The following is a 25,561-nucleotide window of genomic DNA, read 5'->3' on the forward strand; positions in this document are numbered from 1 at the left end:
TCCAGGGTGTCGAGAGTCCATTGCATTACGCGGGGACCCCGATGCCTAGTGATCGACATCGATGTCGAGCGAACGCACCACAGCCGGCCGCCGCCCCGGCCGCCGCCGCGGACCGGCCGGCGCCGGCTCGCCGCCGGCCACCTCGGCCAGCAGCCGCGCCAGCCGGTCGGTGATCGCCCGGGCGGTGTCCTCGTCGAACAGCTCGGTGCGGAACGAGAGAACCCCGTCGAGGCGGCCGTCCGCCTGCTGCCGGAAGATGAACAGCAGATCGAACTTCGCCCCGGCCACACCCGGCGACGGCATCATCTCGGCCCGCAGCCCGGGCAGCGCCAGCTCGCCCTCGGTGTGCTGGTTCAGCACCAGCTGCACCTGGAAGAGCGGGTGCCGGCTGCGCGAACGCGGCGGGTTGAGATGCGCGACCACCTCGTCGAACGGCACGTCCTGGTGGGCGAACGCGGCCAGATCGGCCTGCCGGACCCGGCTCAGCAGCTCGGGGAACGCCGGATCGCCGGACAGGTCGGTCCGCAGCACCACCGTGTTGACGAAGAAGCCGACCAGATCGTCGAGCGCCTCGTCGGTCCGCCCGGCCACCGACGTGCCGATCGGGATGTCGGTGCCCGCCCCGAGCCGGTGCAGCAGCAGCCCCAGGGCGGCGTGCAGCACCGTGAACAGGGTGACGCCGTGCTCGCGGGCGAGCCGGCCCAGGTCGGCGTCCACGGTGAACTCGACCTGCCCGCCGGCGTTCGTGGGCCGGGCCGGATGCGGCCGGTCGTACGGCAGGGCCAGCTCGGCCGGCGCCCCGGTGAGCCGGTCCTGCCAGTACGCCAGCTGCTCGTCCCGGACCGCCGCGAGCACCTCGCGCTGCCAGAGTGTGTAGTCGGCGTACTGGACCGGCAGCGGCGTCCACCGCGGCGCCGCACCCTCCCGCCGGGCCGCGTACGCCTCGGAGAGGTCCCGCAGCAGCGGCCCGACCGACCAGCCGTCACCGGCGATGTGATGGAACACCACGGCGAACACGTGCTCGTCCGGCGCGATCATGGCCAGGCAGGCGCGGACCGGGACGGCGGCCAGGTCGAACACGTGCCCGGCGACAGCGGCCAGGTCGGCGGCCGGCACCCGCTCGATCTCCACCAGCGCCTCGGCGGGCGGCCGGATCCGCTGCCACAGCGCGCCGCCGGCCTGCTCGTACGAGGTGCGCAACACCTCGTGCCGCGCCAGCACGTCGTGCAGCGCCGCGTCCAGCGCCCCGGTGTCCAGTTCCCCGGTCAGCCGCAGGAAGAACGGCACGTTGTACGACGCCCCGCCGCCCTCCAGCTGGTGCAGGTACCAGAGCCGCTGCTGCGCGTACGAGGCCGGCACCCGGTCGCCGGTGTCCGCCCGCCGGGTGAGCCGCGGCCGGACGTCCTCGGACAGCGCGGTGGCGAGATCGGCCACCGTGGGCGTGCTGAACAGCGCCCGCAGCGGCAGGTCCACGCCGAGCACCGAGCGGACCCGGTTGACCAGGCGGGTGGCCAGCAGCGAGTGCCCGCCGAGGTCGAAGAAGCTGTCGTCGATGGAGACCGACTCCCGGCCCAGCATCTCGGCGAACAGCTCACAGAGCACCTCTTCGCGGGCGTTCCGCGGCGCGCGCCCGCCCGCCGAGCGGTACTCCGGCGCCGGCAGGGCCGCCTTGTCCAGCTTGCCGTTGCCGGTGAGCGGGATCCGGTCGAGCGTCACCACCGCCGAGGGCACCAGGTACTCCGGCAGGCGGGCCGCCATCGCGGCGCGCACCTGGTCCGGGTCGGCCCGGCCACCCTCGTCCGCGATCACGTAGCCGACCAGCCGCTTGTCCCCCGGCCGGTCCTCACGCACCACGGCGACCGCCTGGCCGACTCCGGGGCACTCCAGCAGGGCCTCCTGCACCTCGCCCAGCTCGATCCGGAAACCGCGGATCTTCACCTGGTCGTCGGTGCGGCCGAGCGACTCCAGCTGCCCGTCGGCCCGCCAGCGCACCATGTCGCCGGTGCGGTACATCCGGCCCGGCTCGAACGGGTTCGCCACGAACCGGGTGGCGGTCAGGCCCGGCTGGTTCTGGTAGCCCCGGGCCAGTTGCCGTCCGGCCAGGTAGAGCTCGCCGGCGACGCCCACCGGTACCGGGGTGAGCTGCTCGTCGAGCACGTACACCCGGGTGTTCCAGGACGGCCGGCCGATCGACAGCACGCCGGGCGGGGCCGGCTCGCCGGGGCGGACGTGGAACTCCATGCAGCCGACGGTGGTCTCGGTCGGGCCGTACTCGTTGATGATCGTGACGTTCGGGTGCCGGCGGCGGAACTCCTCCAGGTCCTCGCCGATCAGCGGCTCACCGCCGCAGACCAGTTGCCCCTCGTCCATGGTGGCGCCGGGCAGGCCGCCCAGCACGCTCATGTGGCTCGGGGTCATCTTGAGATAGGTGAGCGGCCCCTGCGGCACCAGGTCCTGGTCCACGCGGGCCAGTTCCATGCAGCCGCCGGCGGCCAGCACGCCGTACAGGCAGGTGACCGTGAGGTCGAAGGCCATCGACGAGTGCAGCACCGACCGGCCGCTCAGCCCGGTGTAGGTGTGCCACGCCCAGCTCAGGTAGTTGTTCAGGGCATCGTGGCTGATCGTGACGCCCTTGGGCCGCCCGGTGGAGCCGGAGGTGTAGATGACGTAGGCGGCGTTGTCCGGGGAGAGGGTCACCTCCGGATTCGAGGCCGGGTATCCGGACACGTCGGGCAGCTCGGTGAAGGACAGCAGCGGGCCGGAATCGGCGAGCATGACCTGCTTGCGGTCCTCCGGATAGCCCGGATCCACCGGCACGTAGACGCCGCCCGCCTTCATCGTGGCCAGCGGCGCCACGATCATGTCGATCGAGCGGGGCAGCGCGAAGGCGACCCGGGTCTCCGGCCGGACGCCCTGCTCGATCAGGTGGTGGGCGAGGCGGTTGGCCCGGGCGTTGAGTTCCGCGTACGTCGCCCGGTCGTCGCCGCACACCACGGCGACGTGCTCCGGCGTGCGCGCCACCTGCGCCTCGAACAGCGGCGGATAGGTGAGCCGGTCGACCGGGTGCGCCGAGGCGTTCCAGTCGACCAGCATCCGGTGCCGTTCCGCCTCGCCGAGCACCTCGATCCGCTTGACCGGCCGGTCCGGGTCGGCGGCGACAGCGGCCAGCACCCGCGGCAGCCGGTCCGCGATGATCCGCACGGTGTCCTGGTCGAACAGCTCGGTCGCGTAGTTGACCACCCCGCTGATGCCGGCCGGCGCGCCGTCCGCGCCGGTCTCGTCCATCAGGTCGAAGGTCAGGTCGAACTTCGCGGTGCCCGAGTCCAGCGGCTCGACGGTGGTGTCCAGGCCGCCCAGGGAGAACTCCACGGCGGGGTTGTTCAGCATCAGCATGACCTGGAAGAGGGGCTGGCGGGCCGCCGAACGATCCGGCGCCAGCTCCTCCACCAACCGCTCGAACGGCACATCGGCATGCGCGTACGCGTCCAGATCCGCCGCCCGCACCCGCCGCAACACCTCACCGAACGACGGATCACCCGACAGATCGGTACGCAACACCAACGTATTGATGAAGAACCCGACCAGATCATCCAGCGCCGCATCCGCCCGGCCCGCCACCGGCGTACCCAACGGAATGTCATCACCGGCACCCAACCGGCACAACAACACCGCCACCGCCGCCTGCACCACCATGAACAACGTGCAGTCGTACGCCCGCGCCAACCCCAGCAACGCCGCATGCGCCCGCGCATCCACCGCGAACCGCACCTCACCACCACGACCCGACAACCGCGCCGGACGCACCCGATCGAACGGCAACGCCAACTCCGCCGGCACCCCCGCCAGAGCACCCCGCCAAAACGCCAACTGCTCCGCCTCGACACCGGCCAGCAACTCCCGCTGCCACACCGCGAAATCCGCGTACGACACCGGCAACGACTCCCACACCGGCACCGCACCCGCCGACCGCGCCGCATAAGCCACCGACAGATCCCGCAGCAACGGACCCATCGACCACCCATCAGCCGCGATGTGATGAATCACCACCACCAGAACACCGTCGCGCCACCACACCCGCAGCGGCACCTCGGCCGACAGATCGAACCGATACTCCGCCGCCGACTCGATGCCCGCCGAGTGCAACACCACCGTGGTGTCGTCCAGCACCCGCTGCACCGGGCCCTCCGCGATCACCGTCCGCAGCACCGGATGCCGCGCCACCACGTCACTCCACGCCGCCGCCAGCGCCTCGACGTCCACGTCACCGTCCACCCGGATGGCGAACGGCATGTTGTACGCCGGGCTCGGCCCGTCCAGCTGGAACAGGAACCACAACCGCTCCTGCACCGGCGACAGCGGCACCTCGGCCAGGGACCGGGGGACGAGAGCGGGCCGGATCGTCTCGCCGCTGTCGCCGGCGGCGGCGAGCCGGGCCACCGTGGGGTTCGCGAACAGGTCACGCAGCGTCCACTGGGTGCCCAGCACGGACCGGACCCGGGAGATCAGCCGGGTGGCGAGCAGCGAGTGCCCGCCCAGGTCGAAGAAGTTGTCCTCGACGGAGACCGAGTCCAGGCCCAGGACCTGGGCGAACAGGCGGGTGAGCAGGTGCTCGCGCGGGGTGCGCGGGGCCCGCGAGACACCGGCGACCGGCACCGCGGGGGCCGGCAGCGCCGCCCGGTCGAGCTTGCCGTTCGGGTTGAGCGGGATCCGGTCGAGGGTCACCACCGCCGACGGCACGAGGTATTCCGGCAGGCGGGCGGCGAGCGTGGCACGCACCTCGGCCGGGTCGATCCGGGCGCCCTCGTCCGCGATGACGTAGCCGACCAGCCGCTTGTCCCCCGGCTGGTCCTCGCGCACCACGGCGACCGCCTGGCTCACGCCGGGGCAGTCGGCCAGCGCGGCCTGCACCTCGCCCAGCTCGATCCGGAAACCGCGGATCTTCACCTGGTCGTCGCCTCGGCCCAGGTACTCCAGCTCGCCGTCGGCACGCCACCGGACCAGGTCGCCGGTGCGGTACATCCGCTCACCGCAGCGGAACGGGCTGGCCACGAACCGCGACGCGGTCAGTCCCGGCCGGTCGAGGTAGCCGCGGCCCACGCCCCGGCCGCCGATGTACAGCTCTCCGGCGCTGCCGGTCGGCACCGGCCGCAACCTCGCGTCCAGCACGTAGAGCTGCGCGTTGTCGACCGGCCGGCCGATCGGCGGCGCCTGGCTGATCTCCTCGCCGCCGTACCAGGCCGCGGCGTAGACGGTGGCCTCGGTCGGACCGTAGATGTTGGCCACCGTCCGGGCGCCGAACCACCGCCGCACCTCGGTGGCGACCGAGAGCGGCAGCGCCTCACCGGCCAGCACCACGGTGTCCGCGGTCAGCTCGGCGGGTTCCTGCTCCATCAGGCCGACGTAGGCCGACGGGACGCCACTGCTCAGGGTGGCGGCCTGCCGGACGGTCGAGCGGGCCAGCGCCAGCAGGTCCGGCACCACCTCGACGGTGCCGCCGACGGTGAGCGGCGCGAACAGCTCGAAGACCGAGACGTCGAAGTTGAGCGAGGTGGACGCCCAGACCCAGGCCAACCCCTCGGCGCCGAAGACCCGGGCGGCCCAGGCCATCAGGTTCACCATGTTGGCGTGGCTCAGCACGACGCCCTTGGGCCGGCCGGTGGACCCGGAGGTGTAGATGACGTAGGCGGCGTTGTCCGGCGAGAGCGGCACCTCCGGACGCGAGGTGGGGTGTCCGGACACGTCGGGCAGCTCGGTGAGGGTGAGCAGGGGGCGCGCGTCGGCGAGCATCAACCGCTTGCGGTCCTCCGGGTAGCCCGGATCCACCGGCAGGTAGGCGCCGCCCGCCTTCAGGATGGCGAGCAGGGCGACCATCATGTCGACCGAGCGCGCCATCGACACCGCCACCCGGACCTCCGGCCCGGCACCCCGTTCGATCAGGTGGTGCGCCAGGCGGTTGGCCCGCGCGTCCAGCTCCGCGTAGGACACCCGGTCCGCGCCACTGACGACAGCGGTCCGGTCCGGGGTCCGCGCGACCTGCGCTTCGAAGACCTGCGGGTACGTCGCCGGCGCCACCACCCGCGCGGTGTCGTTCCAGCCGGTCAGCAGCCGATCCCGTTCCGCGCTGTCGAGCACGTCGAGGTCCGAGATCACCCGGTCCGGGTCGGCGGTCACGGCGGCCAGCACGCGCAGCAGCCGGTCGGCGATGGCCTGGGCGGTCCCGTGGTCGAACAGGTCGGTCGCGTAGTTGACCACCCCGCTGATGCCCTCGCCCGGGTGCGCGGCGATCTCGATGGTCAGGTCGAACTTGGCGGTCCGCGCCGCGACCGTCTCGGGCGCGGTGTCCAGCCCGGTCAGGGCCAGCTCGGTGTCGCCGTAGTCCTGCTGCACGAGCATGACCTGGAAGAGGGGCTGGCGGGCCGCCGAACGATCCGGCGCCAGCTCCTCCACCAACCGCTCGAACGGCACATCGGCATGCGCGTACGCGTCCAGATCCGCCGCCCGCACCCGCCGCAACACCTCACCGAACGACGGATCACCCGACAGATCGGTACGCAACACCAACGTATTGATGAAGAACCCGACCAGATCATCCAGCGCCGCATCCGCCCGGCCCGCCACCGGCGTACCCAACGGAATGTCATCACCGGCACCCAACCGGCACAACAACACCGCCACCGCCGCCTGCACCACCATGAACAACGTGCAGTCGTACGCCCGCGCCAACCCCAGCAACGCCGCATGCGCCCGCGCATCCACCGCGAACCGCACCTCACCACCACGACCCGACAACCGCGCCGGACGCACCCGATCGAACGGCAACGCCAACTCCGCCGGCACCCCCGCCAGAGCACCCCGCCAAAACGCCAACTGCTCCGCCTCGACACCGGCCAGCAACTCCCGCTGCCACACCGCGAAATCCGCGTACGACACCGGCAACGACTCCCACACCGGCACCGCACCCGCCGACCGCGCCGCATAAGCCACCGACAGATCCCGCAGCAACGGACCCATCGACCACCCATCAGCCGCGATGTGATGGATCACCACCATCAGCACGTGCCGGTCGTCGGCGAGTTCCAGCAGCGTGGCGCGGATCGGAAGTTCGGCCGCGAGGTCGAAGCGGTACGCGACGGCGTCCTCCAGCGCCGCGCCGACCTCGGACTCGGCGCAGCGGATCACGGTCAGCGGCGGCACGGCCCGCTCGCCGTCGAGAACGGTCTGCTCCGGCCCGGCGACGATGGTGCGCAGCGTCGCGTGCCGGCCGGCCACGTCGGTGAGCGCCGCCCGCAGGGCCGCCCGGTTCAGCGGGCCGGTGAGCCGGACCGCGATCGGCATGTTGTAGCTGGCGCCGTCGCCGTCGAGCTGGTGCAGGAACCACAGGCGTTCCTGAGCCGACGAGAGCGGCACCGGGCCGTCGTGTGCGGCGGCCACCAGCGCGGGGCGGGCGGCGCTGCCGTCCACGGCGGCGAGCCCGGCCACCGTCGGATGCGCGAACAGGTCCCGGACCTGCAGCTCCAGGCCGAGCACCGAGCGGATCCGGGAGACCAGCCGGACGGCGAGCAGCGAGTGCCCGCCCAGGTCGAAGAAGTTGTCCTCGACGGAGACCGAGTCCACGCCCAGGACCTGCGCGAACACCCAGCACAGCAGCTCTTCCCGGGCGGTGCGCGGCGCACGTCCGGCGACCGGTGCCACGGTGGCCGGGTCGGGCAGTGCCGCCCGGTCCAGCTTCCCGTTCGGCGTCAGCGGCAGCCGGTCCAGCACCAGCACCGCCGACGGGACCATGTAGGCCGGCAGGCGCTCGCCGGCGAAGCCGCGCAGCTCGGCGGGCGACACCTCGGCGGCGCCGGGGACCGGCACGACGTAGCCGACGATCCGGCCGGTCCCGGTGTCGGTGCGCACCACGACCTCGGCCCGTTCGACGGCGGGGTGCGCGGTCAGCACCGCCTGGATCTCACCCAGCTCGATCCGGAAGCCGCGGACCTTCACCTGCTCGTCGGTGCGGCCCAGGAACTCCAGGACGCCGTCCCGGTCGCGGCGCACCAGGTCGCCGGTGCGGTACATCCGCTCACCGGGCCGGCCCCACGGGCAGGCCACGAACCGGCCGGCGGTCTGGCCCGGGCGGCCGGCGTACCCGCGGGCGAGCTGGTCACCGGCCAGGTAGAGCTCACCCGGGACACCCACCGGCACCGGGGTGAGTGTGGCGTCCAGGACGTACGCCCGCGCGTTGGGCAGCGGCCGGCCGACCATCGGACGCGGGTTCCCGGCGACCGGGAAGGCCAGCGCGTCGACGGTGAACTCGGTCGGGCCGTAGTAGTTGAGCCCCGCCGTGTCCGGCGCCTCGCTCAGCTGGTTCCACAGGTGCTGGTCGGCCGCCTCCCCGCCGATCATGAGCAGCGCCGGCCGGTGCCGGGGGTCGGTGAGCAGTCCGGCGTCGACGGCGAGCCGCGCGTGGCTGGGCGTCAGATCCAGGAAGTCGATCCGCTGCTCGGCCACGTAGTCGACGAGGGCCCGCGGGTCACGGCGGGTCGCGTCGCCGATGACGTGCACCTCGTTGCCGGCGGCCAGGGCGAGCAGGCCTTCCAGCGAGGTGTCGAAGGAGAACGACGCGGTCACGGCGCAGCGTAGCCGCTCCGGCCGGCCGAACAGCTCCGCGTGGTGGGTGTGGTAGAGGTTCAGCAGGGCCTGGTGCTCGACCACGACGCCCTTCGGCGTGCCGGTCGATCCGGAGGTGTAGATCAGGTAGGCGGCGTGCCGCGGCGACGCGGCCGGCCGCCGCTCGACCGGCCCGTCGCCGGTGCCGGACAGCTGGCCCGGCTCGGTGATCACGGCGACCGGGGCGGCGTCCTCGATCATGAAGCGGATGCGCTGCTCCGGGTACTCCGGGTCGATCGGGACGTAGACCGCGCCCGCCTTGAAGATGCCGAGCACGGCGACCAGCTGGTCGCCGGAGCGGGGCAGCACGACCGCCACCCGGTCCTCCGGTCCGGCGCCACCGGCCAGCAGCCGGTGCGCGAACCGGTCGGCGCGGGCGTCCAGTTCGGCGAAGGTGAGCCGGGTGCCGTCGCTGACCACCGCCACCTCGTCCGGCGTACGCCGGGCCTGCTCCTCGAAGATCTCGTGGAGCAGACCGGTGTCCGGGCGCGCCACGACCGGCCCGGCGCTCTGCTCGATCATCCGCTGGTGCTCGCCGGCGTCCAGGACGCCGAGCCGGCTGACCGGCGCGTCCGGATCCGCCAGCGCGCCGCTGATCAGGTGGGTCAGGCGGCGGCCGAGGGCATGCACGGTGTCCTCGTCGAACAGGTCGGTGCGGTACTCGACGGTGCACCGCAGCCCGGCGGGCGTGCCGTCGGCGGCGTGCCGTTCCTCGGCGTCGAAGGTGAGGTCGAACTTGGCCGACCCCAGCGGGATCGGCTCGGCGGTCAGGCCGGCGCCGACGGCCGGATCCTGGTTACGCACGTCGATCATGATCTGGAACAACGGGTGGTGCCCGGCACTGCGGACCGGGTTCACCGCCTCCACCAGTCGCTCGAACGGCACGTCCTGATGCGCGTACGCGTCCAGGTCGGTCTCCCGCACCCGGTCGAGCAACTCGGCGAAGGTGGGATCGCCGGACACGTCGGTGCGCAGCACCAGGGTGTTGACGAAGAAGCCGACCAGGTCGTCCAGCGCCGCGTCGGCCCGGCCGGCCACCGGCGTGCCGAGCGGGATGTCGTCGCCGGCGCCGAGCCGGCTCAGCAGCGCCGCGATCGCTGCCTGCACCACCATGAAGAGCGTCGCGCCGCGCTCCCGGGCCAGGGTCACCATGCCGCGGTGCAGTTCGGCGCCGAGGTCGAAGCCGATCTGGCGGCCCGCTCCGGCCGGCCCGGCCGGGCGCGGGCGGTCCACCGGCAGGCTCACCTCGCCGGGCAGCCCGGCGAGGGCCCGGCGCCAGTACGCCAGCTGCTCGTCCGCCACGCCGGCCAGGAACTCCCGCTGCCACACCGCGAAATCCGCGTACGACACCGGCAACGACTCCCACACCGGTGCCGCACCCGCCGACCGCGCCGCATAAGCCACCGACAGATCCCGCAGCAACGGACCCATCGACCACCCGTCAGCCGCGATGTGATGAATCACCACCACCAGAACACCGTCGCGCCACCACACCCGCAGCGGCACCTCGGCCGACAGATCGAACCGATACTCCGCCGCCGACTCGATGCCCGCCGAGTGCAACACCACCGTGGTGTCGTCCAGCACCCGCTGCACCGGGCCCTCCGCGATCACCGTCCGCAGCACCGGATGCCGCGCCACCACGTCACTCCACGCCGCCGCCAGCGCCTCGACGTCCACGTCACCGTCCACCCGGATGGCGAACGGCATGTTGTACGCCGGGCTCGGCCCGTCCAGCTGGAACAGGAACCACAACCGCTCCTGCACCGGCGACAGCGGCACCTCGCCCGAGGACCGGGGAACGAGGGCCGGCCGGACCCGGCCCCGCGCCGCCTCCACCACCGCGGCGATCCCGGCCGGGGTCCGCGCCTGGAAGACGTCACGCACCGACACGTCGGTGGCGAGGGCGGCCCGCAGCCGGGTGACCAGCTTGGTGGCGAGCAGCGAATGCCCGCCCAGGTCGAAGAAGTCGTCGTCGGCGCCGGCGGCCGGCAGTCCGAGCACCCCGGCGACCAGCGAGCAGATGATCTCCTCGAGCACCGTGCGGGGTTCCCGGTGCTCGGTGACCGGCAGCTCCGGTGCCGGCAGCGCCCGCTTGTCCACCTTGCCGTTGGGGGTCATCGGCAACTCGTCGAGCAGCACGAACGCCGACGGCACCAGGTGTTCCGGCAGCCGCTCCCGCAGCCGGGCCCGGTCGACCGGCTCGGTCGTGTACGCCACCAGCCGGTCGTCGCGCAGCACCACCACGCCGTGCCCGGGCAGCGCCGCCTCGATCTCGCCCAGCTCGATCCGGAACCCGCGCAGCTTCACCTGGTCGTCGGCGCGTCCCAGGAAGTCGAGCTGGCCCTCGGCACGCCAGCGCACCAGGTCGCCGGTCCGGTACATCCGCTCACCGGCCTGGAACGGACTGGCCACGAACCGCGACGCGGTCAGCCCCGGCCGGTTCAGGTAGCCGCGGGCCAGCCCGGGCCCGCTCAGGTACAGCTCGCCGGTGACCCCGGCCGGCACCGGCTGCAGCTGGTCGTCGAGCACGTGCACCCGGACGTTGCTGATCGGCCGGCCGATGGTGATCGGGGCGTCGGCCCGCAGCGGCCCGGTCCGGGTCGCCTCGATACCGGCCTCGGTCGGCCCGTACGCGTTCAGGAACCGCACCCGGTGCGCCCACCGCCGCACCTGGTCCGGCGGCAGCGCCTCGCCACCGCTGAGCAGCACCCGCAGGCTGGGCAGCTCGGCGCCGGTCAGCGTCTCCAGCATCGACGGCACGCCGTGCAGGTGGGTGATCCGCTGCTCGTCGATGAGCCGGGCCAGGTCGGCGCCGAGCGGCTGCCCGTCGGCGAGCACCAGGGTGGCGCCGGAGGCGAGCGTCATCATCAGGTCGAGCACCGCCGGGTCGAAGGTGGTGGCGACCCACTGCAGCACCCGGCAGCCCGGACCCAGCTCCAGCCCGCGGATGTTGTCGGCGGTCACGTTCAGCGCGTTGCGGTGGGTCAGCTGCACGCCGTTCGGGGTGCCGGTGGAACCGGACGTGTAGATCACGTAGGCCCGGTGCCCGAACGCCACGGACCGCGGCAGCGGGGCGTCGTCGTAGCCCGCCAGGTCGGCGGCGGCCAGGAACTCCTCGTCCAGCACCACGACCGGCCGGGCGTCGGCGTGGGTGGCGGCGATCCGCTCCGCCGGGTGGGCCGGGTTGACCGGCAGGTAGGCGCCACCGGCGGACCAGACCGCGAGCACCGCGACCACCTGCCGCACCGAGCGTGGCAGCCGCACCTCGACGATCGTGTCCGGTCCGACGCCACGGCGGATCAGCAGCCGGGCCAGCCGGTTCGCCCGCCCGGTCAGTTCGGCGTAGCTGAGCTGGTCAGCCCCGGCGACGACGGCGACGGCCGACGGCGTCGCGGCGGCCTGCGCGGCGATCAGCTCCGGCACTGTCGCGTCCGGCACCTCGGCCGCCGTGTCGTTCCACTCGGTCAGCAGCTTGCGCTCGGCCGGCAGCAGCACGTCGATCGTCGCGATCCGGCGCTCCGGCCGCTCGGCGACCGCGGTCAGCACCCGGACCAGCCGGTCGGCGATCGCCTCGGCGGTGGCGGTGTCGAAGACGTCGGTAGCGTACTCCAGCACGCAGGCCAGCCCGGCGTCCTGCTCGCGCACGTTGAGGGTCAGGTCGAACCGGGAGACGCCCAGGTCCAGCGGCTCGGCGACGGCGGTCGGCTGGAGCACCAGCATCACCTGGAAGAGCGGCTGGCGGGCGGCCGAGCGGTCCGGCGCCAGCTCCTCGACCAGCACGTCGAAGGGCAGATCCTGGTGCGCGTAGGCGTCCAGGTCGGTGCTCCGCACCCGGCTCAGCAGCTCGGTGAAGGCCGGATTGCCGGACACGTCGGTGCGCAGCACCACGGTGTTGACGAAGAAGCCGACCAGCTCCTCCAGGGCCGCGTCCGAGCGTCCGGCGACCGGGGTGCCGATCGGCAGGTCGGCGCCGGCGCCCAGCCGGTTGAGCAGCACGGCCATCGCGGCGTGCAGGACCATGAAGAGCGTGGCGTCGTGGTCGCGGGCGAGCCGGGCCAGCTGCGAACTCAGGTGCCGGTCCAGCGCGAACCGCACCTGACGGCCCCGATGGGTCGGCTCGGCGGGGTGCGGCCGGTCATAGGGCAGGGCCAGCTCACGCGGCGCTCCGGCCAGCGTCCGACGCCAAAAATCAAGATCCTCTTCGCGTACGGCGGCGACGACGTCACCGTGCCACCGGGTGTAGTCGGCGTACTGCACCGGCAACGGCGCCCAGTCCGGTGCCCGCCCGGCGCGCCGGGCGGCGTACGCGATCTCCAGATCCCGCAGCAGCGGCCCGGCCGACCAGCCGTCGGCGGCGATGTGGTGCACCAGCAGCACCAGCAGGCCGTCCGCCAGGCTGGCCCGCAGCGGCAGGTCGGTCGCCAGGTCGAAGGAGTGCCCGAGGTCGTGCCGGTCGTGCAGCACGATCTCCGGCCGGTCGAGGACGAGCTGGTGGGGCGCCTCCCCGGCGACCGGGAAGACGGTGCGCAGCGCCTCGTGCCGCGCCACCACGTCGGCGATCGCGTCCCGCAGCGCGGCGCGGTCCACCGGCTCGGCCAGCCGGTGCTGGACCGCGATGTTGTAGGTCGGGCTCGGGCCCTCCAGCTGGGCGAGGAACCACAGGCGCTGCTGGGCGTGCGACAGCGGCACGTGCTCCGGGCGGTCGGTGGCGACCAGGGCGGGACGGGTCCGGGTGCCGGACAGCTGCGCGATGGTGGGCGCCTGGAACAGGTCCCGGGTGCTGATGTCGACGCCGAGCTCGGCGCGGATCCGGTTGATCAGCCGCAGCGCGGTCAGCGAGTGGCCGCCCAGGTCGAAGAAGTTGTCGTCGATGCCGGCCGGGGTGCCGAGCACCTCGGTGAACAGCTCGCAGAGCACCCGTTCGCGCTCGGTGCGCGGCGCCCGCCCGGTGCTGTCGAAGACCGGATCGGGCAGCGCCTTGCGGTCGACCTTGCCGTTCGGGGTGAGCGGCAGCGCGTCGAGCACCACGAAGGCGTCCGGCACCAGGTACTCCGGCAGCCGCTCGCGCAGGGCCGCCCGGTCCACCGGCTCGGTGGTGTACGCGATCAGCGTGTCGTCGCGGGCGATCACCACGGCGGTGCCGGGCAGCTCGGCCTCGATCTCGGCCGGCTCGATCCGGTGGCCGCGCACCTTGACCTGGTCGTCGGCCCGGCCGCAGAAGATCAGCTCGCCGTCCTCGGTCCAGCGGCCCAGGTCGCCGGTGCGGTACATCCGGCCGGCGCCGAACGGGTTGGCCACGAACCGCGACGCGGTCAGGCCGGGCTGGTCGAGGTAGCCGCGGGCGAGGCCGGCACCGGCCAGGTAGATCTCCCCGGTCACGGCCGGGCGCAACCGCTCGTCGAGCACGTACACCGCGGTGTCCCGCAGCGGCTCGCCGAGCGGCACGACGTCACCCACCACGTCACCGGCCCGCCAGGCGTGGTGGGTGACGCACAGGGTCATCTCGGTCGGGCCGTAGGTGGTCCGCACTGTCGTGTGCGCGATGGCCTCGCGCAACGCGTTCGGGGAGATCACGTCGCCGCCGGTGGTCACCTCGCGCAGCCCGCGGAACGACGCCGGGTCGGTCACCCCGAACAGGCCGGCGGTGAGGCTGAGCCGGGTGACCCCGGTCAGGTCGAGTTCCAGCTCGTCGGCGCCGGCCGGCGCCACCACCACCTCGCCGCCGGCCAGCAGCGCCGCCCAGATCTCGTAGGTCGAGCCGTCGAACGCGTGCGGCGCGTGGAACAGGATCCGGTCGGTGGCGTCCACCTCCCAGCACGGGTCGGTGGCCAGGTCCACCACGCCCTGGTGGGTGATCGCGATGCCCTTCGGCTCCCCCGTCGAGCCGGAGGTGTACATGACGTAGGCGAGCTGGTCCGGGTGGACCACCGGCAACGGGACGTCGCTGTCGGACTCCACCACCCGGTCCACCACCACCGGCCGGCCGGCGACCACCTTCGCCACCCGCGACTCCGGCCACGCCTCGTGGATCGGCAGGTACGCCCCGCCGGCCTTGAGCACCGCGAGCATCGCGACGATCAGGTCGTGGCTGCGCGCCATCCGGATCGGCACCACGGACTCCGGCCGCACGCCCTGCTCGACCAGCCAGCGGGCCATCCGGTCGGAGCGCCGGTCGAGCTCCGGGTAGGCGGCCGCGTGCCGGGCGAAGGCTTCCAGGATCGTGCAGGGCGTCGACGGTCCGTACTCGGCCGCGGCGGGCGCACCCATGTCCAACACTCGCGTTTCCCCCATCAGATGGTGGGCGTTATCGGCCGCACCAGTTCGGTTTGCGTTTCTCGGCGAAGGCCCGCGGGCCCTCGACGGCGTCCGCGCCGCGCATCCGGCGTTCCTCCCACACGTAGCGGGTGGCGAAGGCCTGCTCCAGCGGCAGGTCGACGGAGCGCAGCACGGCTTCCTTGATCGCCCGGACCGACAGCGGAGCCGCCCGGAGCAGGTCGGCCACCCAGCCGGCCACACAGTCGTCCAGCTCGGCGGCCGGCACCACGTCGTTGACCAGGCCCAGCTGCAGGGCCCGGGCGGCGGGGATCTCCCGGCCGGTGAGCAGGTGCCCGAGGGCGGTCCGCAGCGGCAGCTGCCGGGCCAGCCGGAACGCGCCACCCGCCCCCGGGACCAGGCCGAGCTTCGCCTCGGGCAGCCCGAACACCGCGGTGTCGGCGGCCACGATCACGTCGCAGGCCAGCGCCAGTTCGAAGCCGCCGCCCAGCGCGTAGCCGTTGACCCGGGCCACCACCGGCTTGGCCAGCGTGAACCGCTCGGTGAGCCGGGGCCAGCCGGGCTTGTCCCGGCTGCCGAACGTGCTGGTCCCGGCCCCGGATCGATCCAGCTCGGCCCGTTCCTTGAGGTCCTGGCCGACCGAGAAGGACCGGTCGCCGGCCCCGGTGAGCACCACCACCCAGACGTCGTCGTCGGCCTCGACGTCGTCCCAGATCTCGCCGAGCTCGGCGTGCATGGCCAGATCCATGGCGTTGAGCACCTCGGGCCGGTCCAGCGTCACCGTCGCGACCCGGTCGCTCTTGTCGTAGCGGACCCGGCTCACCGGGCGAACCTGCCCGCCTTGGCGACCACGTCGTCGCTGTACAGCCGGTAGGCCTGCTGCTCGGCGAAGGTGGCGAGGTAGAGCCGGAACTCCTCGACCGGCTCGGCGAGCATCATCCGGTTGGCGACCACCGCCGGCTCGCTCAGCCGGCGGGCGGCCCGCTCGGCGGCGGCGCCGACCTGGTCCGGCGCCACCACCTCGTCGAAGAGCAGCCGGGCGTCCGGCTCGTCCGCCGCGATCCGCCGCCCGGAGAGGATCACCTGGCGGGCGATCCGCTGCCCGACCGCCCGGGGCAGCCGCAGGTTGGCCAGGCCCGGGATGATGCCCTCCTGCGCGGCGGGCAGGCTGAAGTACGCGTCGTCGGCCGCCACCACGTGGTCGAACACCAGCACGAGCTGGGCGCCGCCGCCGATGGCGAAGGCGTCCACCGCGGCCACCCAGGGCTTGGCACCCCGGATCAGCTTGTGCAGGTACCCGAGCTCGCGGCGCAGCAAGAAGTCGACAAGCGTGATCTCACCGGCGTGCAGGCGCTTGAGGTTGATCCCGGCGCTGAAGACGCGGCGCCCGGCGTACCGGGGATGGGTCATCTCGCCGCCGCGCAGCAACCCGGCGGTCGCGGCCGGGTCCAGCAGCACCAGGTCGACAGCGGTCTCCATGTCGTCGACCTGCTGGGCGTCCTCGGCGTTGAGACAGTCGTCGCGGCACATGGTCAGGTGCACCACGCCGTCCCGGCGCTCCATCCGCACCGAGGGCAGGTCGAGCCGGCCGTCGCGGCGCCACCGGTCCAGCAGCTCGACGGCCCGCGGGGTGGGTTCCAGCATCGTCTCGATCAGGTGCCGGCCGGCGACCGGGGACCGCAGCACCGCGCCGAAGAAGAGCCCCTGGTCGATCTCCCAGCCCTCCTTGGCGGCCTGGGCCCGGCCGCGTTCCGCCTTGACCTGGTCCGGGCCGGGTACCAGCCCCGGGAAGGCGGCGGCCGCCTCGTCGGCGAGTTCCGGCAGCCGCAGCCGCCGGGAGCGCCCGCCGGTCAGCCGGTGGTAGACGGCGTCGGCGTGCGCCGCGAGGAAGTCGCGGCGTTCCGCCTGGGCCGCCGCCTTGACCTCGGCGGCCCGGCGGCGCTCCTCGATCGACCGGTCGGCGGGCTCCGGCAGGCCGGCCAGGAACGCGTCGACCTCGCTCGCCCGTTCCGCCAGCGCCCGGGCCGCCACGTCGATGTCGGTGCTCACGCGGCCGCCTCCGCCGGCCCCCGGCGCAGCTGCCGGTCGCACGCCGCCAGGTGCCGGCCCAGCGCCTCCTCGTAGCTGGTGGTGGTGGCGTCGAGCAGCAGCCGGCGGCGGACCGCCAGGTCGGCGGCCGAGGCCGTGCCGAGCCGGGTCCGCGCGGCGGCGACCGCCGCGTCCGGGTCGGCGGCGACCTCGTCGATCAGGCCGAGGCCGAGCGCCTCCGCGGCGGTCAGCGGGACACCGAGCAGCACGGCCCGGCGGACCGCGGCCGCGCCGGCCTGGTTGGCCAGCCGGTACAGGCCCATGCCGGGCCAGGGCGACGGGACCAGCCGGGCGCCGGTCACGGCCACCCGGTAGTCGGTGGCCAGCAGGGCCTCCAGCGCCACTCCCCCGCAGTCCCGGTCCACCACGGTGACGGTGAACGCGGCCACCCGCTCCAGCCGGCGCAGCGTCCGCTCCCACTTGTTGACCAGGTGGATGCCGAGGTCCGCGCCGGGGCCGGCGGTGCCCGGGACGCCGCCGGCGCGCAGCACCAGCGTCCGGTCCGCGCCGTCCTCGGCCCGCTCGACGGCCGTGGTCAGGCTCGTCACCAACTCGTCCGAAAGCGGCTCGCCGCCGTCGATGTACACGCTCATCGTGTCCGTTTCTGTGGTCACCATCGGGCCAGCGCCGTTTCGATGGTCGAGCCGGGTCCCATGGTCATCAGGACGCCGTACTCGCCGGGGTTCGTCGCGCCCTCGGCCAGCAGGCGCTGGTAGGAGAAGAGGAAGGAACCGCTGGACAGGTTGCCGTAATCGCGCAGCACGTCCACGGTGTGCCGGACGTCGTGCCGGGTCAGGCCCAGGTTGACCATCACCGAGTCGATGACCTTCTTGCCGCCGGAGTGCACCAGCCAGTGCGCGATGTCGCTGCGGCGCAGGCCGGTGCCGGCGAGCAGCTTGTCGATCACGATCTCGGCGTGCGCGCCGACCACGTACGGCACGTGCGGGTCCAGGAAGAAGCTGAACCGGTCCTGCTCGCCGTCCCAGTCGTAGCGCATCGCGTCGATCGCGTCCGGGATGATGCAGCTCGCGAACTTGAGCAGCCGGGGACCGCCAGCCGGCAGCGCCGCACCGGACCCCTCGCCGGCGACCACGGCGACGGCGGCGGCCCCGTCGCCGAACAGGCTGTTGACCACCGAGGTGCGCATGGTGCCGTCGAAGACGTACGCCGCCGAGCACGACTCGACGCAGACCATCACGGCGAGCCGCCCGGGGTTGGCCCGCGCCCAGCCGGCCACCGGGTTCAGCGCGTTGAGGCCGGCGTTGCAGCCCATCCCGACCACGTCGACCCGGCTGCAGTGCCGGTCCATGCCCAGCTCACGGATGAGCAGCGCGCTGAAGCCCGGGGTGAGGAAGCCGGTGGAGGTGACGCAGCAGAGATAGCCGACGTCGGTCACGTCGGCGCCGATGCCCTTGAGGCAGTCCTGCACCGCGCGGACACCCATGTCGATGCCCTGGGCCTTGTGCTTGGCCAGCAGCTCACCCTGCGCCTCGAGCACCCGGGTGCCGTCCTCGCGCTGCGGCGGCAGGGTGAGGAAGCGCCGTTCGATGGCGCTGTTCAGGAAGACCGACCGGATCCGCTGGTCGGTGATGTCGAAGATGTCCAGCAGTTCCCGCTGGGAGTACGAGGTGGGCGGCACGGCCGTCCCGATGCTGATGATGCGCGCGGTCTCCGGGCCGTCCAGGGCGATCGGCGGAGCGGTCGTCAGGACCCCCGGATGGGGTAGCACCGACGTCATCGGTACATCCAGCCCCACGTGCGTTTCTTTCCGCGGGTCACCAGGTGACGGGTGGTCTGTTCCATGGGAGCTCGCCTTTCCTGTGCAGAGGGATGGATCAGGGGTGATCAGGACCGGTGCTGCTCGGCGACGAACGCCGCGAGCCGGTCCAGGCCCAGCTCGATCTGGGCCGGGCTGAGGTGGCTGAAGGAGAGCCGGATCGTCGGCCGCGGCCGGCCGTCGCCGTGGAAGTGGTGCATCGGCATCCACAGCACGTCGTGCGCGCGCGCCGAGTGCCGGAGCTGGTCGTCGCCGGCCGGGAACGGCACGGTGAGGGTGAGGAAGAAGCCGCCGTCGGGCCGGTTCCAGGTGACCGCCGGCTCGCTGCCCGGCGGGAAGCGCCGCTCCAGCCCGGCCAGCAACTGGGCGAGGTTCGCCTGGTAGATCCGCCGTTCCCGGGCGGTGGCGGCGCGCAGGCTGCCGTCGTGGGCGAGCAGCCGCCCACCGATCACCGCCTGCGCCAGCGGCGGGGTGTTCACGGTGAGCATGCTCTTCAGCTTCGCGATCTCGTCGGCCAGCAGCGTCGCCGTGCCGTCCGGCGCGCCCACCGTCTGGTCGGCCACCACGTAGCCGACCCGAGTACCGGGCATGCAGGTCTTGGCGAACGTGCCCAGGTAGACCACCCGCCGGTCGGTGTCCAGCGCCTTGAGCGTCGGTGGCTGTTCCCGGTCGCCGTGGAACAGCCCGTACGGGTTGTCCTCCAGCAGCAGGACGTCGTGCTCGGCGCTGACCTCGAGCAGGTCGCGCCGGTCGGCGAGGCCGAGGCTGGCCCCGGACGGGTTGGCGAAGTCCGCCATCACGTAGACCGCCCGCGGGCGCAGCCCGGCCGCCCGGGCCTGCTCGATGGCGGTCACCAGCCGGTCCGGCCGGAGCGCGCCGGCCGTGCCGTCGACCGGGACGAGCGGCATGTCCGCCAGGTGCGCGGCGCCGGCCATCCCCACGTAGCTCGGCATCACCGCGAGCACCGCGTCCCGGTCGGTCCGGCGCAGCGCGCGCAGGGTCAGGTAGAGGGCCTCCTGGCAGCCGACGGTGACGACGATCGCTTCCGGGTCGACGCTGATCTTCTCGTCCACCGCGAGGTTCCGCGCCACCAGGTCGTTGATGATGCCCTTGGTCCGCCCGTACTGCATCAGGTGGCTGGTGACCCGGCGCTCGTCACCGCCGAACCGGGCCCGCACGTGGTCGCGGTAGACGTCCAGGTAGCGGTGCACGTCGTCGAGATCGAAATAGCCCTCGTACGGCCGGCCGGCGGCGAACGAGACGGCGTCCGGGTACTCCTGGGCGATCTCGTTGAGGAAGTTCATCGACTCCGCGATGGGCGCGGTCACCAGGTCGTTCAGCTCGTCGATCGGGATGTCGGCACCGGTCATGACCGCATGGCGGCGATCAGGCCGGCCGGGCGCATGTCGGTCCAGTGCTCCTCGACGTAGGCCAGCGCCTCGGCGTGCCCGGCGTCGGTCAGCCGGATCTCCCAGCCGGCCGGCACGTCGATGGCGGCCGGCCAGAGCGAGTGCTGGCCCTCCTCGTTGACCAGCACGTGGAAGCGGCCGTTCTCGTCGTCGAAGGGGTTCGTCACGTCAATCACCTCGTTCGGATCCGGTCGCCTCGATGGGTGCCAGGCGCGGGAAGACCGGGATGTCCCGCACCGCCTTCAGGTAGGGGGTGCCGGCGGTGTAGCCGGTGCCGAGTCGCTCCCCGAGCATCGCGATCGCGATCCGGGTGTGGGTGTTGCGCCAGCGCAGCAGGGCGGCGGCGAACTCCCGCATGGCCCGCTCGACCCGGTGCAGGCCGGCGGCGTCCAGCCGGCCGCCGGTCACCACGGCCTCGAACATGTCGTCCAGATTGGCCTGACCGGCCAGCACCAGCGTCCGGACCTCCGGGACCGACAGATAGGCGGCCGAGTCCAGCCGGTCCTGGTCCGGCATGCGGCACAGCGACTCGAGAATCTTGTAGCTGCGCGACTGGATGGCGCTGGCGCCCTCGGTGAAGTCCCGGAACGTCTGGAACGCCTTGACCTGCATCGTGGCCAGCAGGGAGAACAGCAGCGCGGACTCCCGGAACACGTCGGTGCTGGTGCCGAGCAGGCGTTCCACCTCACCGGCCGCGCCGGCCTCCAGCGCGGCGACCGCGTCGCGCAGGTGGTCGACGAGCATGGCGAACGTCGCCTCGAACGCCTGCAGCACCCGCAGGAACAGGTACTCGTCGTGGATGACGTAGGCCGGCTGCAGGCTGAGCCGCAGGATCCGGCGGTCCCGGTCGGTGATGGCGCCGTCCACGACCGCCCAGAGCCGGCGGCCCGCCGCCACCGGGTCGGCGTCGTCGCCGAGGCCGTCGTCCAGCCCGAGCCGGCGCATCGCCGGGCGGGCCACCCGCAGCGCCAGCCGGCAGCGCTTCACCACCACGGACTGCTCGGGCCGCATCTGCGGCAGGTGCTCGCCGAGACCGTCGAGGGCGGCCAGTTCGAACCGCAGCACGTCGGCGAGCAGGTGCACGACCAGCAGGTCGCGGCGGCGCACCGGGTCACCGGCCGTGGCCGGGTCGCCGGTGCCGTGCAGGGCGAGCAGTTCCAGGGCGAGGTAGCTGCGGTAGTCGTACTCCTTGTCCCACTTGTCGAGCGCGGTCGCCAGGAAGCGACTCAGCAACCGCGCGTCCTCCGGCGCGCCGGGAAGGCCCGGGATGACGGACCGCGCCTTGTCCAGGGCGGCCAGCGTCTCCTCCGGCACGAAGTGCTTCCCGGTACGAAGAAACTCCTGATGTACCCGGTCGTAAGGAAAGTCCTGCAGGTCAGGGCGAGCCAGCCAGGGCTCGATTGCCGGTAACACGTTCCCCCCGTGCATCGGTGGTGCGTCAGTCCGTGGTGTGCGCCCGCTCCACGAGGGCCGCGAGGCCGTCGACGGTCGGCGACCGCATCACCTCGTAGTGGTCTCCGGCGAACGACTCCACGGCGATCCGGTCGCCGAAGAGCGCGGGCCAGCCCAGCAGCGGGTCCCGCTCGTCGGTGTTGAAGTCGTGCTTGGCCCGCAGCAGCAGGAGCGGGTAGTCGGGAGCGGCGGCGAGACGGCGGTTCTGGACGTAGTCCCGCACCGCGGCGATGTTCGCCCGGTAGACCCGGAACAGGGTCTCCAGCCGCTCCACGCCGGCGTCCTCGGTCAGCACGTTCTGCTGGTGCATGGCGGCGGTGAGCACCGCGCGCTGCTCCTCGTCGGACCGGCCGGCCAGGTCCTCCTCGGCGACCGGCAGCTGGTAGTGCGCGGCGAACCGGGCCACCACGTCGTCGTCGAGCATCCCGACGTAGTGCGGGTCGGTCGCCCGGCCGGCGATCACCTCGGCCAGCGCGGCCGGGTCCGGGGCGGCGCCGTCGACGATCGCGAGGTTGCCGACCGGGCGGCCGGCCGCGCGCAGCCGCTGCGCCAGCGCGAAGGCGAAGATGCCGCCCAGGCCCCAGCCGACGACGCTGACCGGACCGGACGGGTCGAGGGCCTCGATGTCCGCGGCGTACCGCTCGACCATCTCGTCGACGCGGGTCAACGGTGCCTGCCCGCCGTCCAGCCCCACCGACTCCAGACCGTAGACCGGGATGTCGGCGTCCAGCGCCCTGACCAGGTCGAGGTAGCCCAGCACGCTGCCGCCACCGGCGTGCACGCAGAACACCGGCGGCCGGCTGCCACCGGCGCGGATCGGGATCAGGGTCGGCGACTGCCACGAGTCCTGCTCGCGGATGGCGCGGGCCATCCCCTCGACGGTGCCGCTGTCGAACAGCACCGAGATCGGCAGGCGGTGCCCGAGCTGCCGGGAGATCTCGCCGAGCAGCTGGAGCGAGAGCAGCGAGTGGCCGCCCGACTCGAAGAAGTCGTCGGTGACCCCGAGCCGGCTCTTCTTGAGCAGCGCCTGCCAGATCTCCAGGACGCGCATCTCCAGCGAGTCACGGGGTGGGACGTGCACGGCGCCGGCGGCCCGCTCGGCCCCGATCGCGGCGAGCGCGGCCTTGTCGATCTTGCCGTTGGCGGTCCGCGGCAGCTCGTCCACCAGCACGACGGCACGCGGCAGCATGTACTCCGGCAGCAGGTCACGGGCGTGCTCGCGGAGCGCGTCCACGGACAGCGACGACCCGTCGCCGACGACGTAGGCGGTGAGCGCCCGGTCCGGCTCGCCGACGACCGCGACCACGCACTCGCGGACGCCCCGGTGCCGGCGCAGGACGGCCTCGACCTCCTGCGGCTCCACCCGGTAGCCATTGATCTTGACCTGGTCGTCGACCCGGCCCAGGTACTCCAGCGCGCCGCCGGGCAGGCGCCGGACGGTGTCCCCGGTCCGGTACCACCGCTGCGCGGACCCGGCGACGGTGACGAACCGCTCGGCGGTCAGCGCCGGCTGATTCAGGTAGCCCCGCGCGACCTGAGGCCCGGCCACGTGCAGCTCCCCGGCGATCCACGCCGGCAGCGGCCGGCCGGCCGGGTCGAGCACCTCGGCCCGCGTCCCCGGCAGCGGCGTGCCGATCGGCACGCTCTTCGCCCGCGGGTCCACCGGCGCCCGGCCGGTCCGGAACGTGCAGACGCCGATGGTGGTCTCGGTCGGGCCGTAGTGGTTCACGACCTCGAGGTCCGGTGCCAGGGCGGCGACCCGCTCGACCAGGTCGGCCGGGCAGGCCTCGCCGCCGAGCACCAGCAGGCGGCGGGGCAGCACCCGCTCCGGGTGGTCCGCGCCGGCCAGCAGCGCGGCCAGGTGCGACGGGACGATCTTCAGGCAGTCGATCGGGTGCGCCGCGAACCAGTCCGCCATCCGGACGGCATCGGTCGCCACCTCCATCGGCACCACCGACAACCGGCCGCCCGAGGCGAGCGCGGAGAAGACGGCGGTGTAGCCGAGGTCGGCGGCGAGCGTGCTGACGATCGCGAAGGAGCCGCCCCGGGTGCCCGGGTGGGTGCCGCCGAGCCCGCGGACGTACGCCGCGAGCGCGCCGTGGCTCACCACGACGCCCTTCGGTGTGCCGGTGCTGCCCGAGGTGAACACCACGTACGCCGGGTCGTCCGGTGCCGGCCCGGCCGTCGTGGCCGGGTCAGTGCCGGCCGGGCCGGTGCCGGCCGGGTCGTCGACCAGCACGGCCGGCACCGCGCCGGCGAGTCCGCCGGCCAGGTCCGCGTTGCTGATCGCGACGGTGGCCGCGGTGTCGGCCAGGATCGCCGCGATCCGGCCGGCCGGGGTGGTCTGGTCGATGACGGTGAACGCCGCGCCGGCCCGCCAGGCGCCGAGCATGGCGGCGACCGCGGCGGTGCCGCGCGGGAGCAGGATCGGGACCACACCGCCGGGGCCGGCGCCCCGCTCGGCGAGGCGGGCGGCCAGTGCCGCCGCCACGCGGTCCAGCTCCCGGTAGGTGAGGGTACCGCCGGCGTCCTCCACCGCCACCGCCTCGGGCGCCTCGGCCACCCGCCGAAGGACCTGATCCAGAACGGTCACCGGGTCGTGCGCGTCCTCCGGGTCGGTGCTCAGCGCCAGATCCGCGACGGGCATCGTGGCCACGCCGCCGTCCAGGTCGTCCACGGCGTGCGCGAGGACCGTGCGCAGCACGGAGCCGAGGGCCCGCACGTCCTCGGCCGGGAAGCGGCCGGGGTCGAAGCAGAGCTCGCCGTCCCCGCCGGCCGGGCCGGCCTGCAGGAAGCACAGCGAGAGCGCCGCTGACGGATGGCCGCCGTGCACCTCGCGCAGCGCGAACGTCACGCCGCCGGCGGTGCCCGGCGCCCCCGGCTCGACCAGGTCGAACGCCGGCACCGGGTGGATCGCGTCCGCGTCCCGGCCGGACCACCACCGGGGATCGAAGAGTTCGGCGTCCGACTCCAGCACCGCCGCCGTGCCCCGGACCACGTCGACCACCTGGCGGAACGTGGTGTCCCCGGCGATCGGCACGGCCACCGGCAGCAACCGGGCCAGCGGCCCGATGGCGGACGACAGCTCGGGCAGCATCCGGCCGTTCTCCGCCACGCCGGTCAGCACGACGTCCGCGCCGCTGTACCGGTGCAGGGTGACGGTCCAGGCCGCCAGCAGCAGGTCACGCAGGCTGCAACCGAGCCGGTGCAGAGCACCCTCGACACCGGCCGGCAGCAGGTCCGGCACGGGCACCACGGCGCGGTCGGCACCACCGGCGCCGGGCAGCTCGAACGGCAGCCGCGGGACCGTCACCCCGTCCGCGATGCCGTCGAGGAAGCGGGGACGTTCGAAGCGGCCGTCGCGCATCCGCTCGTTGAGCCACTCGGCGAGGTCGGCGTACTGCAGCGACTCCTCGTCGGACGCGGCGACCGGGCCGGCGTAGGCCTCGGCGAGGCCGGCGGTGAACAGCGCCGCGCTGGCCCTGTCGAACACCCCGGCCGAGCCGCCGACCAGCAGCAGGTGCCGGTCGTCGCCGAGCCGCACCAGGCGCAGCCGCACCGGCTCGTCGGCCAGCAGCGCCTCGGCCGGCGTCCCCGGCGCGCTCGCGGCCTCGGGGCCGGCCGGTTCGATCCGGGCGTCCACCCGGTCCGCGATCGTCTGGACCGGCGCGACGTAACCGGACGGCAGGACCAGCCGGGTCCGCAGGATCTCGTGCTGAGTGAGCACGTGCCGCACGGCGGCGCCGAGGCGGGCACTGTCCAGCGGACCGGTCAGTTCGACGACGGCTGTGGTGGCGGCCACCCGGCCGTCGTTGTCCTTGGCGGTCCGCCACACCAGGTCCTGCTGTGGCGACAGGCCAAATCCCTGGATCTGGGTCTCAGTCATGGAATCTCCAGCGGCTGTTTC

The 25,561-nt window shown here is 73.4% G+C and carries 9 protein-coding genes; all 9 read right to left on the minus strand.

What is annotated here, in order from left to right:
* Positions 1-45: 45 nt before the first annotated feature.
* A complete protein-coding gene (locus tag Actob_RS32070) occupies positions 46-14,922 on the minus strand; it encodes a non-ribosomal peptide synthetase (protein ID WP_284922413.1) in 14,877 nt (4,958 codons plus the stop codon).
* 37 nt (positions 14,923-14,959) lie between these two features.
* Complete coding sequence (dpgD, locus tag Actob_RS32075; RefSeq protein WP_284915595.1) at positions 14,960-15,751, minus strand: enoyl-CoA-hydratase DpgD; 792 nt, start codon at positions 15,749-15,751, stop codon at positions 14,960-14,962.
* Positions 15,748-16,977, minus strand: a complete 1,230-nt coding sequence (gene dpgC / locus Actob_RS32080; RefSeq protein WP_284915596.1) for a (3,5-dihydroxyphenyl)acetyl-CoA 1,2-dioxygenase DpgC — start codon at positions 16,975-16,977, stop codon at positions 15,748-15,750. Before dpgC ends, dpgD begins: the two co-directional genes overlap by 4 nt.
* Entirely contained in the window at positions 16,974-17,609 is a 636-nt protein-coding gene (gene dpgB, locus Actob_RS32085; protein ID WP_284915597.1) for an enoyl-CoA-hydratase DpgB, read from the minus strand. The genes dpgC and dpgB overlap by 4 nt, the downstream gene beginning before the upstream one ends.
* 17 nt (positions 17,610-17,626) lie before the next feature.
* Positions 17,627-18,754: a 3,5-dihydroxyphenylacetyl-CoA synthase DpgA gene (gene dpgA, locus Actob_RS32090; protein WP_284915598.1), complete on the minus strand. Its 1,128-nt coding sequence runs from the start codon at positions 18,752-18,754 to the stop codon at positions 17,627-17,629.
* A gap of 107 nt (positions 18,755-18,861) precedes the next feature.
* On the minus strand, positions 18,862-20,163 hold the full coding sequence (locus Actob_RS32095; RefSeq protein WP_284915599.1) for an aminotransferase-like domain-containing protein: 1,302 nt from the start codon (positions 20,161-20,163) through the stop codon (positions 18,862-18,864).
* Positions 20,160-20,369, minus strand: a complete 210-nt coding sequence (locus Actob_RS32100; RefSeq protein ID WP_284915600.1) for an MbtH family protein — start codon at positions 20,367-20,369, stop codon at positions 20,160-20,162. Before Actob_RS32100 ends, Actob_RS32095 begins: the two co-directional genes overlap by 4 nt.
* A 1-nt stretch (position 20,370) precedes the next feature.
* Complete coding sequence (locus Actob_RS32105; protein WP_284915601.1) at positions 20,371-21,516, minus strand: tryptophan 2,3-dioxygenase; 1,146 nt, start codon at positions 21,514-21,516, stop codon at positions 20,371-20,373.
* A 124-nt stretch (positions 21,517-21,640) separates the two neighbouring features.
* Positions 21,641-25,540 carry a non-ribosomal peptide synthetase gene (locus Actob_RS32110; RefSeq protein WP_284915602.1) on the minus strand — a complete coding sequence of 1,300 codons (3,900 nt, stop codon included), beginning with the start codon at positions 25,538-25,540 and terminating at the stop codon, positions 21,641-21,643.
* Positions 25,541-25,561: the final 21 nt, after the last annotated feature.

It is taken from the genome of Actinoplanes oblitus, from assembly GCF_030252345.1.
Classification (GTDB): domain Bacteria; phylum Actinomycetota; class Actinomycetes; order Mycobacteriales; family Micromonosporaceae; genus Actinoplanes; species Actinoplanes oblitus.